This window comes from Pedobacter nutrimenti (assembly GCF_032678445.1).
In the GTDB taxonomy this organism is placed as follows: Bacteria; Bacteroidota; Bacteroidia; order Sphingobacteriales; family Sphingobacteriaceae; genus Pedobacter; species Pedobacter nutrimenti_A.
Genome location: NZ_JAVTSQ010000001.1, coordinates 264,545 through 280,040 on the forward strand (window position 1 = coordinate 264,545; position 15,496 = coordinate 280,040).

General features: G+C 42.9%; 10 protein-coding genes. 8 read left to right on the top strand and 2 right to left on the bottom strand.

Annotated elements, in window-relative coordinates; all coding sequences use genetic code 11:
- Window positions 1-98: 98 nt before the first annotated feature.
- The 8 genes from R2S08_RS01180 (at window position 99) to R2S08_RS01215 (ending at window position 13,637) form a co-directional block, all read left to right on the top strand.
- Window positions 99-2,471 carry a hypothetical protein gene (locus R2S08_RS01180; RefSeq protein ID WP_316833484.1) on the top strand — a complete coding sequence of 791 codons (2,373 nt, stop codon included), beginning with the start codon at window positions 99-101 and terminating at the stop codon, window positions 2,469-2,471.
- Window positions 2,472-2,483: 12 nt separating this feature from the next.
- Window positions 2,484-4,730: a hypothetical protein gene (locus R2S08_RS01185; protein WP_316833485.1), complete on the top strand. Its 2,247-nt coding sequence runs from the start codon at window positions 2,484-2,486 to the stop codon at window positions 4,728-4,730.
- Window positions 4,731-4,734: 4 nt separating this feature from the next.
- Window positions 4,735-6,066: a lysyl oxidase family protein gene (locus R2S08_RS01190; RefSeq protein ID WP_316833486.1), complete on the top strand. Its 1,332-nt coding sequence runs from the start codon at window positions 4,735-4,737 to the stop codon at window positions 6,064-6,066.
- A gap of 65 nt (window positions 6,067-6,131) precedes the next feature.
- Entirely contained in the window at window positions 6,132-6,947 is an 816-nt protein-coding gene (locus tag R2S08_RS01195; RefSeq protein ID WP_316833487.1) for a hypothetical protein, read from the top strand.
- Between the two features lie 36 nt (window positions 6,948-6,983).
- Window positions 6,984-9,839 (top strand): outer membrane beta-barrel protein, encoded by a 2,856-nt coding sequence (locus tag R2S08_RS01200; RefSeq protein WP_316833488.1) that lies wholly within the window; start codon window positions 6,984-6,986, stop codon window positions 9,837-9,839.
- 421 nt (window positions 9,840-10,260) lie between these two features.
- Complete coding sequence (locus tag R2S08_RS01205; RefSeq protein WP_316833489.1) at window positions 10,261-11,649, top strand: sugar MFS transporter; 1,389 nt, start codon at window positions 10,261-10,263, stop codon at window positions 11,647-11,649.
- Window positions 11,650-11,658: 9 nt separating this feature from the next.
- A complete protein-coding gene (locus R2S08_RS01210; protein ID WP_316833490.1) occupies window positions 11,659-12,114 on the top strand; it encodes a DsrE family protein in 456 nt (151 codons plus the stop codon).
- Between the two features lie 140 nt (window positions 12,115-12,254).
- Complete coding sequence (locus tag R2S08_RS01215; RefSeq protein ID WP_316833491.1) at window positions 12,255-13,637, top strand: aspartate kinase; 1,383 nt, start codon at window positions 12,255-12,257, stop codon at window positions 13,635-13,637.
- 64 nt (window positions 13,638-13,701) lie between these two features.
- On the opposite strand, the gene R2S08_RS01220 is transcribed toward R2S08_RS01215, so the two are convergent.
- Window positions 13,702-14,241 carry a DUF3347 domain-containing protein gene (locus R2S08_RS01220; RefSeq protein WP_316833492.1) on the bottom strand — a complete coding sequence of 180 codons (540 nt, stop codon included), beginning with the start codon at window positions 14,239-14,241 and terminating at the stop codon, window positions 13,702-13,704.
- 29 nt (window positions 14,242-14,270) lie between these two features.
- Window positions 14,271-15,494: an efflux RND transporter periplasmic adaptor subunit gene (locus R2S08_RS01225; RefSeq protein WP_316833493.1), complete on the bottom strand. Its 1,224-nt coding sequence runs from the start codon at window positions 15,492-15,494 to the stop codon at window positions 14,271-14,273.
- Window positions 15,495-15,496: the final 2 nt, after the last annotated feature.

Here is a 15,496-nt window from a genome sequence, read left to right on the forward strand (position 1 = left end):
TAGATTTAGGGATTTCTACAATAGATTAAATATTCAACTTCATGGTATCTACAAGCGGTTATCCAGGTAACTGCGCATTGTTAATTAAATCCATGATTATGAAAAAAACAATTACTCTACTCTTTTTATTGATCTGTACCACAAGGTGTGCTATGGCCCAGGTTCCTGGACAGCCTATTAAAGGCGTCATTGTAAAAGGCGGTAAAAATCCCGGTGGTAACATGCTGCTTTCGCTCGGGGCAGGTATAAACAACCCTGGTACCAAGATAAAGGAAAGTGCTTTTATCGGGAACGGTCTTGCAGTGAACGGAAATCTCTATGTTCCTTTATTTGCCAGGGATGGGAACCTGGCCGGTAAAACAGATCATTTTTTTACCCTGGGCATAAATGCCGGGGGCGAATATTTCCGCAGTAATAAAGATTACAGCACAAGCGGATACCTGCCTTATCAAATTACAGGACAAAGCAGTGCGCCTACCATTTCCGTTCAGGATAGCGGAAGCCCTAAAAAACAGGGGTTTAAGGCCGAAGCAGGCGTTCAAGCTAATTTTTCATTTGGGGCCATTACCATTTCTCCAATATTCAACGGCGGTTATATGAGGATTGATCAGAAAGCTTTTGAAATCAATCAAAGCAATTCTGTGAATGGAAAAACAGAGGTCTATCATTTGTATCGCCAGTCTGTTGCCAAAACAAGCGGTTTTGCGGTTACTCCCAAACTCCGGCTGGCTTATTTTCCAGGTCGGATCGGCATTTATATAGAGGGTAATTACACTTTAGGTCCCGATTTGAAAAATGAAACTTCGGTGTTCACCCCTCAGGGTACGGCCGATCTGAAAACAGGGAGTTATAGTATCGACCAAATGCTAAGCGGAACCAATCGTTCGGAGGTTAAAACCAATAAGTACAGCGGACTTGGACTGAATTTCGGGATCAGCTTACCATTAGGTAAAAGCATTCGTGAAAAAGGTGTTAAAAGGACGATAGCTGACCCACAGGGCAAAAGTATTAATGAAAAAGGGATTAAAAGGACAGAAATACAAAATAACGAGGTAGCAGGAGATGGGTTTCAGTTTTTAGCAGAAAGCCTTCCGGCCAGACCGTTAAACTCCAGACAGGATCTATGCATCAATTTGATCAGTCCCAAAAACGGAAGCTCCTATTCTTCCAAACAAGATCTCGAAATTAAAGCTGATCTTTTAAATCCCAGTGGGACAGTTAAATCAAGTATCGTGCTGTATAAAATTTCCAGCGATAAAGATTTCTGGTTTAAAGCGGGGGTAAAGGCCCGTGAAAAATACCGGGCGGCTGATTTTTTGCTCCCAAATAGTTATGTAGAAGAGATCAAAAGTACCGGTTTTTCACCGATAACAACAGATGCCGGTATCAAAGGAAATCAGGTTGCTCATATGATAGAAAAGGGGAAACTGACTGAAGGGAGCTATAAATTGGTGTTTAATCCCAATAACGGATGTGCGCAAGCCATCAGTAATTTTAGCATCAACTCCAGTAATTGTACACATGCTGTACGTCTCAAATCTGTGGATTGTATTGGCAATGCCGATGCTTCCGGAAATTCCAAATACAGGGTATGTGTTGATTATACCAATACCAGTAACCCCGGATGTACCAATTGTGAAATCCTGCTAAACCATGCCAATAATTATTCCGGCGGACCAGCAATTGCCAGTTTGGCCCCAGGTACCACGGTCAGTAATATTTCGGTCGTTCCATCTTCACTGCTGGCCGGACAATCTACCGTGATCTGCTTTGACGCTGCTATAACTTCAGGAAGCAATTTGGAATTTGCTGTTTTGGCAACCTGTAAAGATGGCTTGGAAACCTCTGCCTTTCCCAATCATGAAAACGAGCTTTTTAACGAAACGGTGAAGGCCTGTATCTGCGATATCTGCAGTGAAATTGAGTTTGAACTAAAAAAACAAACTACAGCTAGTTTATCAGGTAATAGTGTCAATATCACAGAGCCAGTGAGCGTTTATGCGCCAAATCCGGCCGTTGGACAGGTGGTTGCCATAAAAGCAGAAATCATCTCTTTTGAAAGATATGTTGGAGAAGAATGCATGAGCTGCGATAAAACGAGCAGTCAATGGGGCAACTTTAACACAGGGACCTATGCTGGTCTGAACGGGGCATTGGGAATAGCCAATAATGGCGTAACCGGCAACACCACCCATTCCATGTATTGGAATACGCCTTCCGGATCAGCTTTACCTGCCTCAGGGAGTTTTAATTTGAACGTCAGCCTCCCACCACTGAGCAATTTGAACTGCTGTTGTGATCAGGTCGTGATCACCATTAGGTATACATACAGTTTTAAGGACAAGCAAACGGGGATATGTAAGATGTGCAGTTTTATCAGGAAATATACCCTGAAAAAAGGCAATTGCCCGATTATAAAAAATCCAGGCACACCGATAAAAGTAGATGTACCGAATATTAAAAACTTTTAATTTTTTAATCAGATGAAACGATTGATATATAAAATACAGCTACTGATTGCCAGCCTATTCGTTTGTAACCTGGCTATGGCACAATTACCGCTTCAATTTGGGGATGGCGTGATTACGCACAGTCCCAATTCCTATGCGGCAACAGGTCCGACCACTACCCCAGCGGTTTTAAGGGTCGTGCATACTTCAAATACCACTACTGCACCTTTAGGTGCCACATGGGACTTACCCTCAAAACCAGCGAATGATTTTTATCCAAATTGGAACGTAAATAATTTAGGTTATGTTTTCGGGATCACGCTGGACCAACAGCCCAACCCTAATATTTATGTTTCTTCCACCCAGATCTACACCAATACCACCTTGAACAAAAGACAGGTATGGCGGTTGAATGGTACCAATGGCAGTCATTCACTAGTTTATGATTTCAACAATATTTCCGGCTCTGGAAACCTCACCAGCAGCCGGTCGCTTGGAAACTTAAAATACCTTAAGGCCGGGCTTCGGGAAAATATCTATGTTTCGGATTGGGAAACCGGAAGCATTCAGCGACTGACTGGAAATTCAAGTGGCGCAGCGATATGGGTCATCCAAAATGCATTCGTTCCTCTATTTGGAAAGCCGGCAAAAGACATCAACGAAATGCCTTATGGCCTTGCGGTCAGGAGAATGGCGTCAGGTGCTTATAAGCTTTATTACGCCAAGGTTTCCACCAACAGCAATTCAAATTCTATTGGGGGGTATGGTGGAAATGAGGTCTGGTCTGTTGACCTGGATCCAAATGGCGGGTTTATTTCCGGAACGGAAACCATGTCGATCACCCCAAATATCAATAGAAACCCAAGCAGCTGGGGAGGTTATACCCCTGGAGGTGGTTATAACGGAACGATATTGCCGGTCATCTCTGATATCGCCTTCACCAGAAATGGACAAAAGATGCTGGTCGGTCAGCAGCCATGGGGTGCATTTGCTCAGCTTGCGCCTCATAACGCCGATGTCCGTGAATTTTTAAACGCACCAATGTCTTCAAGCACCTGGATCAATTCAGGAAATCAGTTTCCAGCTGGAAACTTTATAGGGGTAGGAAATTATTGCAATTCAGTTGGCGGGGTAAGTTATTCTGATAACATTTTAAAGAAAGATGGGGTTTCTTTTGCCTGTGATACGACCGTTTGGTTTATGGCAGATTATATTAATGTTCAAAATACCACTTCTTCAACAGCAGGCAATACGGTTTATGGCCTGCAGGGGATGAATGCAAATGGGGGCGCGGCCAATAATCGAAACAATTCAATTTGGATAGATGCCGATGATTTGCTCGATTTTTACGACAAGATTTTTTTGGGGGATGTGGAGATCTATAAAAATCCAAAAGCTTGTGCAGAAGAATGCGCATGTGGAACGTGGAACTCTATTGGCCTCAATGCAAATCCAAAATGGTGGGTAAACGATGCCACTGCCGGACATCAGGCATCGCCTATTCCAACACTTACTTTTAACCAGGGACAAAGCACGGGTGTAATTTTACCCAATTTCAGTTGTTCTGGCAGCTGCAGCCCTACATTTACCTATCAGATCATCAGTATTGATGGTACATCTGCAGGCAGTTGGTCGGGGCCAAACCTGGATTTAGGGCAGGATAAAATCAGGAACCTGCGCTGCGGCAGTTATAGTATCGTGATTACTCCAACCTGTGGCGAAACAACTTGCCCGGGTGTTCGCATCAACCTGGTCATTGTTTGTCCGCCGCCTTGCCCGGGTTGTAACAGTGAAAGTTCTGTCAAATTAACTGGCACACCGGTAATCACTGCTGTAAGCAACCAAAGCAATCCAAACCCGGTAAGTACTTTGAGTGCCAGCTTAACCATCACCAACAGCGTTCCGGTAACGGAAATTCGTGTTCTTGTAGATGAATTCAGGATTTATTCCGCTTCGGGAAATGACAATTGTATTTTATGTAAAAACCAGCCCAAAACCTGGGGAAGTTTTCAATCTGGAATGTTAACTGGTGTGGCATTACAAACTGGCCTAAGTACTGCTTTGACAAATGATAGCCGAGAATTGGTGTTTACCAATGGGCCAGGCACCCTGTTTAACCTATCCTCTGGTAAAACTTTAAGTTTTACATTAGGTCTGCCAGGGGTAACAGGTTTGGATTGCTGTAATTTGAAAGCCGAGATCTGTATGAAGCTCACCATCCGGGATGCCAACTGCTGTGAGAAGGAGGTGGTGAAATGCATCACTATTAATCTGCAATAATCTTATGAATTTGTTTTTTTACCACAACAGGAGCGTCAAAACTCCTGTTGTTTTTGGCATTATTTTGCTGATGTGGACCATATCTGCACAGGCACAGACTTTTTCAAAACAAAATGTAAAGCTGTACGATTATTTCAATACGTTTTTTATTCAGGAAATCCCTGTTAAGGTAAACGGATTACCTTTAAAGGCAGACTCAGTTTATGGACTGGAGAAAGTGAAATTAACGCTGCACCACAAGCGGATCAGTGACCTCAAGATCCAGCTGCAGGCACCGAATGGTACTACGGTTTGGCTGACCAATAGAAATGGCGGCCTGGAAGGAAAGGATTATATAGAAACCTGTTTTAGGCAATACGGAAAAGATGGATTGGTCAATACCGGAAAACCTCCGTTTACTGGAGAGTATATTCCCGACGGGCAAATCACTTATCTAAATAATGGAAGTGATCCAAATGGAGAATGGAAGTTGCTGGTTGAAGATCTAAAATCCGGGGAGGAAGGTTTTCTGGATTCTATAGAGATTACCTTTAGTGATAAACCTGCATTTATGAGGCAAAAAAAGTACTGTTCCCTGGAAAACCCCGGTCAATGCAGCTGCGGGATAAAAGGGTGTGAATTGTTGCCTGATTTGGTAGTGGTGCCTTACTTTACCCAAAAGCAATATCAGGAATTTGCATTCGACGATCAGGTTTACCCCGGGCAGCTGAAAATTTCAGTGGCCATTGGCAATATTGGTATGGGGCCGTTAGAAGTTAGTCCGGATACCCTGTTAACCGGTGGCTGCTGTACAATCGATTCTTCGAAAACAAAGACCGATAAAAGATATCAGCTGCTCCAAAAGATCTATTCAAAATCAGGTTCTTCATTTACGTCCAGGACACAAAAAACGGGGACGATTTATTTCGAAAATAAGCCTGGTCACCAACACTATCACGTAGACGACTGGATAGAAATGCGGTTGATTAAAATCATCAAAGGCAAGCGGAAATTAATGTGTAAAGGTTCAAAAGTAAGTTATTGCCTTTTTACAACGGGCATGCTCTATGAGGGAAACCAAAGCAGTTTAATCAATGGTAAAGTTTTTGGTTCCCACATGCTCAACTATGGGCTTGGTAATTATTACGCCTGTAGCTTAGCCAAACAAGGCATTAGTGTTGGTGGTTACGATTATTACGGACTGATGTATGAAGGTCAGTACCTGCAATTGCCAAAGGGGTTTAAAAATGGGAATTACATACTGGAGATCGAAATCGATCCTGAACATAAATATGTAGAATCCAATGTAAGAAACAATACATTTTCTATGTCCATTAAAATTGAGAAACAAAATTAAACCAAAACTATTTTTTACAGTCATAGCTATTGAAACCGATACGATACGCTTAACCAAAACCTGCTATGACTTTAAAATTCTACTCTTTTACTACGGTTACTTTACTGCTAGGCCTTTCTTATTTACCCGCATTTTCTCAAAAACTGCCTTCTGCCCAGGAAAATAGTTTAATTGCCCCGGCAAACATCAGAATTGACGGGAAAAACAAAGAATGGGGTACAGGACTCCAGGCTTACAATAAGAGTACAAACCTCCAGTATACCATCTGCAATGATGATAAAAATCTATACCTCATTGTAAAATCCACTGATGTGCTGAACAACAGGAAGATCCTTGCAGGCGGTCTTACTTTTGGTGTAAATCCTGATGGTAAAAAGAATGAAAAAGAAAGTATCCAGCTCACCTTTCCCATAATTACAGCCTCTGCAGGTTTTCGAGGCGGAAGAGGTGGGGGCGGCGGCGGCTTTGGCGGAGGAGGCGGACGTGGTCAAAGAGGCGGCGGACAAGGAAGAGGTCAGGGCAAAGCCACGCGGGAGTCTGCCAAGGAAAGGGATTCTATAATGGCTGCAGGTCAACGGAGCCAATTGCTCCAGGCCAAGGAGATCAAACTTAAGGGCTTTAAGAACACAGCCGATTCTGTAGTGTCTATCTATAATGAATTTGGTATTAAGGCGTTTGCTTCCATTGATGGAGAGAATGCCTTTTTTTATGAAGCAGCCATTCCTTTTGAAGCTCTGGGTATTACAAAAGGCTATACCGGAGTTTTGGCTTATCAGATTCTGTTGAGTGGCTTGCAATTGAAAGACTTCAACGGCGGGGGCGATCCGGAAATGACCAGCCCGACAGATTTCTGGGGTAAATACACTTTGGCTACAAAGTAACACACAGACACACAAATAAACCAAACATACCATTTTATGAACTATTCTTATGCGCTATTGCTGTGCCTTTTTTTTAGTTCCTTGTACGTCCGGGCACAGCGACCCGGCAAGCAGGAACTGCCACCCCCGCTTGCAATCAGGGAAATCAGTGGGATTGTCAAAGACTCTACAGACCTTGGAGTTATTGGGGCTACTGTAACCCTCACTTCTCCTAAAGACACTTTAAAAGTAAGCACCAATACCGATGGGATCTTTGTTTTCAAAAATGTAAAGTCTGCAACTTATACATTGATGGTGCAAAGCATAGGCTATATCCCTACTAAAGCCATGCGTTACAAACAAAATGATGCCGTTGCAAGAATTGTCATGGATCCAGTCGTCCTCCAGGAGCAGAAAAATAACCTGAATGAGGTGGTGATCAATGGCACGCCCTCCATCACCTATAAAACAGATACGGTTGAGTATAAGGCCAGCGATTATATTGTCCGGCCTAACTCAACTGTAGATGAACTGCTCAAAAAAATGGAAGGAATGGAGGTTGGCAATGATGGTACGCTGGTTCACCAGGGGCAGAATGTAACCAAGGCTAAATTAAATGGAAAGGAATACCTCGGCGGTGACATTGCCAACGCGATTAAAAATCTGCCTGCTGAAATTGTAGATAAGATCCAGATTGTAGATGATTATGGCGACCAGGCCGCCAGGACTGGAATTAAAGATGGTGATCCGGAAAAGATCCTGAATATTACTACCCGCGTAGATAAATCTGTTGGAAATATGCTGAATGTTAACGGTGGTGCGGGAAACAACAAACGCTATGATGCGGGGCTATTTGGTACCCGTATCAATGGCAATCAAACGATTGGTGTGAATGCCAAATTTAACAATACTGTCAACGGTGTAGCTTCTAGTGGAGATAACGGCGGCGGTAACGGTGGTGGTGGCGGAGGAAGAGGCCAGGGTGGAGGTGGAAACAACAGCGGCAGCAGCGGAGGTGGGAGCGGTGGTACCACCACCACAGGTAACGGCTCCTTTAGCATTAGGGAAAAACTGGGTAAAAAAGTAGAGCTGAATTTAAACTATGGCTTCTCTACCACTAAAGTAAAGTCCTTAAATGATAGTTACTCGGAGACACCTACTGTACTGAATGGTTCTACTTTTTATACCTATGCCACCTCAACAAGTGAGAGTAAAAACCTCACCAAGAACCATAATCTCCGTGCAGAAATAGAAGCAAACCTGGACAGTAATAATTTTTTACGTATCATTCCAACGTTGAAATACGGTTCGACCAGCAGCAGCAGAATGTCAAATATTGTTCAGACGGGATTTCTGCACCAGAACCGTACCGGAGTAAACAGCAGTACAAATAAAACACCCCAAATTGGAACTTCAGTATTTTACCAGCATATTTTTGCCAAACCCAGAAGGAATTTCTCCGTTCAGGCCGATCTGAACAGTAACGACCAGGACCAGGAATCTGAACAGGATACGAAGATTATCTATTTTCTGAACCAGGCTGAAACGGAACAAAGAGATTCAGCAGTGAACCGGATCATTGCCCGTAAAAACCTGCAGAAAAATTACCGGGGAAGTTTTACCTATGTGGAACCTTTAAATGCAAATACCCAGATGGAGTTAAATGCCCAGGTAAATTATAACGGTTATGACAATACCGCAACCACCAGGAATATCGTAAACGGTGGGCCAGATCATATCATAGACTCTCTGAGTAACATATACAATTACTCCTTTACCCAGGGCAGGATTGCTTTAAATTACCGTTATGGAGTTGGACCTCTATCTAAAGTACGGTTCTCTGTAGGTATAACGGCTGTACCAACCCTGCTTTCAGGAACTAAAGTAAGTTTAGGAACCACAACCAATAGAAATAGTTTTAATCTGATCCCTATTGCCCGTTTTGAGTATTTATGGTCCAGACAGGAGAAAGTGGCTATTAACTATTCCGGAAATGCTGTTGAACCTTCTTTTGACCAGATCCAGCCCGTCAGGGATGTATCAAATCCACAAAACCCTATTGTGGGTAACCCGAATCTGTTGTCTACGTTTGTACATTCTGTTAATGCAACTTATAATAACTATATCGCCAATTCGAAACTGAACTTTAATGTCAATCTAAACGGATCCATGACGGAGAATGCAGTAATCAGCAATAACGTACAGATTGTGGATCAGAGTGTAAATTTGCCTACACCAGTTTATATTACTGAAACCCGTTATCTGAATACAAATGGCGTGTACAAGATTGGCGGAAATTACTCGGTGAGCAAACAGTTGAGCGATCGCAAATATAACCTTTCCTTTAGTGGATCGGCCAGTTACGATCACCGCTTGTCTATGTATACTTCCTTAAAGAACATCAATACGGTACAGACTTTTATCGAGCGTGTCGGTCCTCGCATGAATCCGAACGACTGGTTTGAGATTAATCCGAATGTGTCTTATAATTATACCAAGTCAGACAATAGCCTTCCTAATTTCAGAGATACTAAAACCAATACCGTGGCGCTGAATGTAGATGGTAAGATTTATTTCTGGAATACCTTTTTATTTGGCTACAGTGCAAGCAAGAACTATGTAAGTGGGATCAGTTCAAATATTACCGCCAATCCTTTTGTGGTGAATATGTACCTGGAGAAGGAATTGTTTAACCGCAGGGGCAGGTTGACTTTACAGGCTTTTGACCTTCTGAACCAGAATAACTTTGTGAACCAGGATGTTAGTGCAAATGGTACGATTACACAGACAAAGTCTAATGCGCTGAGCAGGTATTTTATGCTGAGGTTTAGTATGAGGTTGCAGAAATGGAGCGGGATGAAGGGGAGAAATGGCAGAGGGGTGATGCGCAGGGGAGACGGCAGTTTTATGTAGGAGAATTTTTGAAAATTTTGTATGCTGTTTCGGGGCTGCCGATCTCAGACGGGCTGAAAAAGCCCGCAGACATCGAATGCTCCCTCAACAGCATACAAAATTTTCTGAGCAAATTGCAGAGGGAGGGGGGACCAGGAAGGTGTGTTATTAGCAGGATTGGAGTTTAATTGTAGGAAGGTGTGTTATTAGCAGGCTTGGAGTTTAATTACAGGGCGCGTTAGTAGGAAGGTGCGTTATGGGCAGGATGTATTCGTAGATTGGAGTTTAATTGCGGGGCGTGTTGGTTACGTGTAAGAGATGAAATTGTTACTTAGTTTTTCAGGTTGAGGCTTAGTTTGTTGAGGGTAGGTCACTTAAAAAAGACGTTTTTTTGACGTATTGAACACAATTCTTCAATTTTCAAGTTGTTTATTTGTCCTTTATGGACATTCATACAAAAGCTAAAAAGACCACATCTATCGTACCGCTCGTTACCATGACCCTGCTTTTCTTTATGTGGGGATTCATTACCTGCATGAATGATATTTTGATCCCGCATTTGAAGGAGCTTTTTCAGCTGAGTTTTTTTGAGTCCATGCTGGTACAGTTTGCCTTTTTTGGAGCTTATTTTATTGGGTCACTGATCTATTTTCTGATTTCACATTATAAGGGGGATCCGATTAATAAAGTAGGGTATAAAAAAGGGATTATTGCAGGTGTATTGCTTTCTGCAATTGGATGTTGCCTGTTTTATCCGGCAGCAAGTTTCTCTGTCTATGGCTTTTTTCTTTCGGCTTTGTTTGTACTGGGGCTGGGTTTTACTATTCTGCAAATTACAGCGAATGCTTATGTAACCCTGCTTGGACCTGAAGAGAGTGCCTCGAGTCGTTTGAATTTAACACAAGCTTTTAATTCATTTGGTACCACGATTGCGCCTGTACTGGGCGGTCATTTGATCTTTTCCCTGTTTCTGGATAATGGCAACGTTACAGCAGATTCAACACGGATCCCTTACCTGATCTTCGCTGGAATTTTAGTGCTTCTGGCTGTGGTGATCAATAAAGTGAAGCTCCCGTCTTTTAGTACAGAAGAATCGGAAAATCATGGTGGCCTGGGTGCACTTAAATTTCCACAACTTAAACTTGGTATACTGGGTATTTTCTGTTATGTAGGTGCGGAGGTGGGAATTGGAAGTTTATTGATTGCATTCATGAGCCAGAAAGACATCATGAACCTGCAGGAAGTGGTGAGTAAAAATTACTTGTCCCTATACTGGGGTGGTGCCATGATCGGGAGGTTCCTTGGGGCTATTTCCCTGAGTGGGCTGGATAAAACCAAGAAAATTATTTATATGGTACTTACCTCAGCGGTCGTATACCTGCTGGTGTTTAGTATCGTTGATCTGAGCTTTGCCCAGACCAGTTTCTTTATTGTGTTTATCGTACTTAATCTGCTTGCCTTCCTAGTTGGAAAATCTGCTCCGGCACGTACACTAGTGCTTTTTGCAGGAATCAATATTGCCTTAATTCTTGTTTCCGTATTTAGCACCGGACCAATGGCTTTATATCCAATCCTGGGAATCGGGTTATTCAACTCTATTATGTTTTCCAATATCTATACGCTCGCTATATCTGGCCTCGGCAAGTATGTTAGTCAGGGCTCTTCTTTATTGGTTATGGCCATCCTGGGTGGGGCTATTGTACCATTGATCCAGGGTGCCCTGGCAGATACTATTGGGATACAACATTCCTTCTTCCTGCCAGCAATTTGTTACGCCTACATTCTAATTTTCGGATGGTATTGTATGAAGAAAGTCCACACTAACCATTAATTCAAACTTATGAGAGGAAAAGTTATAACCGGGCTGTTTATGTTGATGCTCCTGTGCGTTGCAGGTAGTTTTGCTCAGACACAGCCAAAGTTGTTTACAGGAGCAAAGGCTGTACTAAAGCACTATAAAGCACTTTATGTGTTGAACAGTGGTGATGAAAAGAAAATTACAGGGACGTTAAGGAATTTAAAAAATGCATTGGACGATCCCCGGCTTAAAGGAAAGCTGGAAGTAGAGCTGATCGCCTTTAGTGATGGCGTAGCTGTTTATCGAAAAAATGGACCTTTTGAAAAAACTTTACTCGAATTGCAGGCCAGAAGTGTGATTCTCGCACAGTGTGAGAATACGATCCGGGAGAGACACATTGATAAAACGGAGCTTTTTGACTTCATCAGCTATGTTCCAAGCGGTAATGGAGAAATCATCATTCGTCAGCAACAGGGCTGGGCAGTGGTGCATCCATAAAAACGTTTGGGAAACGGATATCCGATCCTTTAAAATGAAAATCACAATATTTGTCGCTAAACAGTATAATAAATGCAACGATTCATGGGATATAGAAAAAATCCTGTAATTTTAGCGCGAAACTGAATTAGAAATTATACATGTTAACAGTAGAAAAAATTGGGGGTACCTCTATGAGTGCCCTTAACGAGGTTATAAACAATATCATCTTATTTGAACGCAGTGGCAAAGAACTTTACAACCGGGTTTTTGTAGTATCTGCATTTTCAGGCGTTACCAACATGCTCCTGGAAAACAAGAAAACAGGGGCACCTGGGGTTTACCACCGCATTGCGAAATATCAGGATTTTCACCGTCCTTTGAAGAATCTGATTGTTCAGTTAAAAGCAATAAATAAGCAGTATAAAAGTATCGGGTTGGATCTGGCACTTGCCGATCAATTCATTGAAAGTCATATCAAAGAAGCAGAAACCTATCTGGAAAACTTAGCGAATATACTGGCTTCCGGATATGTAAGTAAAACAGGTATCCTGCAGGCAGCCAGAGAAATTCTGGCTTCCATTGGAGAAAGTCATTCTGCTTTTAATTTTACCAATATCCTGCAAAACAAAGGCATTAACGCCACGCTTGTTGATTTGAGCGGCTTTGGAGATCATCATGCATTTACCATAGATCAGCGGATCAAGCATGCCTTCAAGAACATCGATCTGGAAAATACCATTTGCATCGTAACCGGTTATGCAAAAGGTACAGAAGGAATTATGCGTGAATTTGACAGGGGCTATTCCGAAGTCACTTTTAGCAAGATTGCTGGTTTCCTGAAACCAAAAGAAGCCATTATTCACAAGGAGTATCATTTATCTACAGCAGATCCTGGTTTGGTAGGCATAGAAAATTGCATACCGGTAGGCTATACCAATTATGATATAGCAGACCAGCTGGCCGATGTAGGTATGGAGGCCATTCATCCAAAAGCCTCAAAACCCCTTGAAATTGGAGGGATCAACCTGCGGATTAAGAATACCTTTGAACCGGCACATCCTGGTACGCTGATCACCAGAGAGTTTGTTTGCGAACACAAACGTGTGGAGGTCATTACAGGTACAGATAAACTCCTGATCATCGATATTTATGATCCATCTATGGTAGGCAGTGTTGGAAGTGATCTGCATATTATGCAAACTTTCTATAAACACAATGTCAGCTATACCTTTAAAGCCACCAGCGCCAACAGCATCTCTATTGTAATCTGGGAACAGGACTTTAATAAAAAACTGATCAGCGATCTGGAAGATGATTTTGAAAAGATAACCGTAGAAAAGGTGGCCATGGTATGTTTGCTGGGCTCAAATATGGACGAACCAGGTTTACTTGGAAAGAGTGCATTGGCACTTACCGAAAGGGGAATAAATATTAAGAGTGCGGGTTTTGCCCTAAGAAAAGTCAATATCCAGTTCTTAATTGCCCGTGAAGATTTTAAAACCGCCATTATTGCATTGAACAAGGTCATGAGCCAGGCATAATGACGCCCATAAAGACAGGCCGGCGTTGTGAAGATTGCCGGCCTGTATCCTTAAACAACCCGAATTACTTTAAGGTCTCTTTGATCGTTCCGCAGGTGAGCATACTTTCTCCAAAATAAGGATTTTTGATTTCGCGGGAGCTGGTTACCCAATCTGCGCCCTTGTCGTTAGATGCCATAGGGCAATGGGCGATATACAGTTCTCCTCCACCCATTCCTGCCTTTTTAAGTAAGGCAATGAAATGGGTACTCAATGCTGCAAATTCTATTCTCTGTGCATCGATATCGTTGGTGGCTGCAATTTTGGAAGCCAGGCTGCTTATGGATTCCGCTCCCGGGATCTCCTGCGCACCGAGCTCAATGGCCGCTGCAGCTACCTTTGCTTCTGTAGCATCCGCCTCAACAAGAGCGGTGGTAAGATGCTGATAATAGGGGTAGATGGCATTCAGCTGATCATCTTTTAAACTGGCTGTCTGACTTGTCTTTGGGCTTGCCGGACTTTCTTTGACTTCCTCTTTCTGGTCTTTTACCGGACTGGTACAAGCAGCAGCAGCAAATAAGGCTACCCATGTCAATGCAAATAGAGATTTAGTTCTTGTTCTCATTTTCTAATTTTTTACTGTATCGGTTCCGTTTACATTTTCATACCCGCCATAGGGTTTTTTCCTTTTTTGAGGATATATTCGCTATAGAGCAGATACGCGCCTGTAACCACCACCTGATCTCCTTCGACTAAACCCTCTTTAATCTCTACCTGATCTGCACTTTCTACACCTGTTTTGACCATTCTGGGTTCAAACTTACCCTTTGAAGATTCTACCCATACATGCATACCTTTTCCTTCCCGGATCACAGCATCAACAGGAATGCTCAGAACTCCTGTCTTATTTGTGTTGGAGGGTACAAATATATTGGCTTGCAGGCCTGGCTGCCATTGACCTGAGGGATTTGGAATTGCACCTCTTATCTGTGCCAGCTGGCTGTTTTCCTGTAAAGCCGGACTGGAAAATTGAATGGTAGTGAGCTGAGGTTCATTTTCCCATCCGGGGATAACAACCTTTACCCGTTCGCCGTTCTTAATGCTTCCCGCTTCTGAGGGATAAATATCCGCCTCTACCCATAAGGAATGATAACCTTCCATGCGCATAATCGGACTGCCTTCTGAAACATATTGACCTTCACTTACAGACAGTTCAGCTACTGTACCATCTGTAAGAGCAGAATAAGTTACATAAGGATCGGTTTTTTTTGCGCTTTCCAGTCTTTGTACCTGTGCGTTTGACTGTCCATAGAGAAAAAGCTTGGCCTTTGCAGATTTTAAGATCTCTCCAAAAGTTTTGTCTGCCGGGAACTGCGTTGCCTGAGCTTTAGCCAGCAGGTATTCCTGTTGCAAAGCCGCCAGTTGTTCGGAGTAAATCTTATAAATGGGCTGGCCTTTACGTACTTTCTCTCCAGTTTGGCGTACATATAATTTTTCCAGACGACCTGCCACACGGCTGGACAGGAATGCGGTTTGGTCTGGGTTCACCACCAGCCGGCCGTTCAATTGTTTATAGGTTTGCAGCCCGTTCAAGCCAACCGCCATCGTGGTAATATTGGCCAGGGCCATCTGATCGTCGTTTAAATTCAAACCTGCCTCTGCGGCATTCTTTTCAAAGGGCACTAAATCCATTGCGCAGATGGGGCAGGTACCTGGTTTGTCCTGCACAATCTGCGGGTGCATCGGGCAGGTATAGGTTTGTACTTTAAGCCCGGCCTTTTTCTTGTCTTTACCCTTTTCGGAGTTGCACGCACTTAAGAATATAGCAGGTGCGAGCGCGGCGATGACAAAGTTTCTTATAAATGCTTTCCTTTCCATAC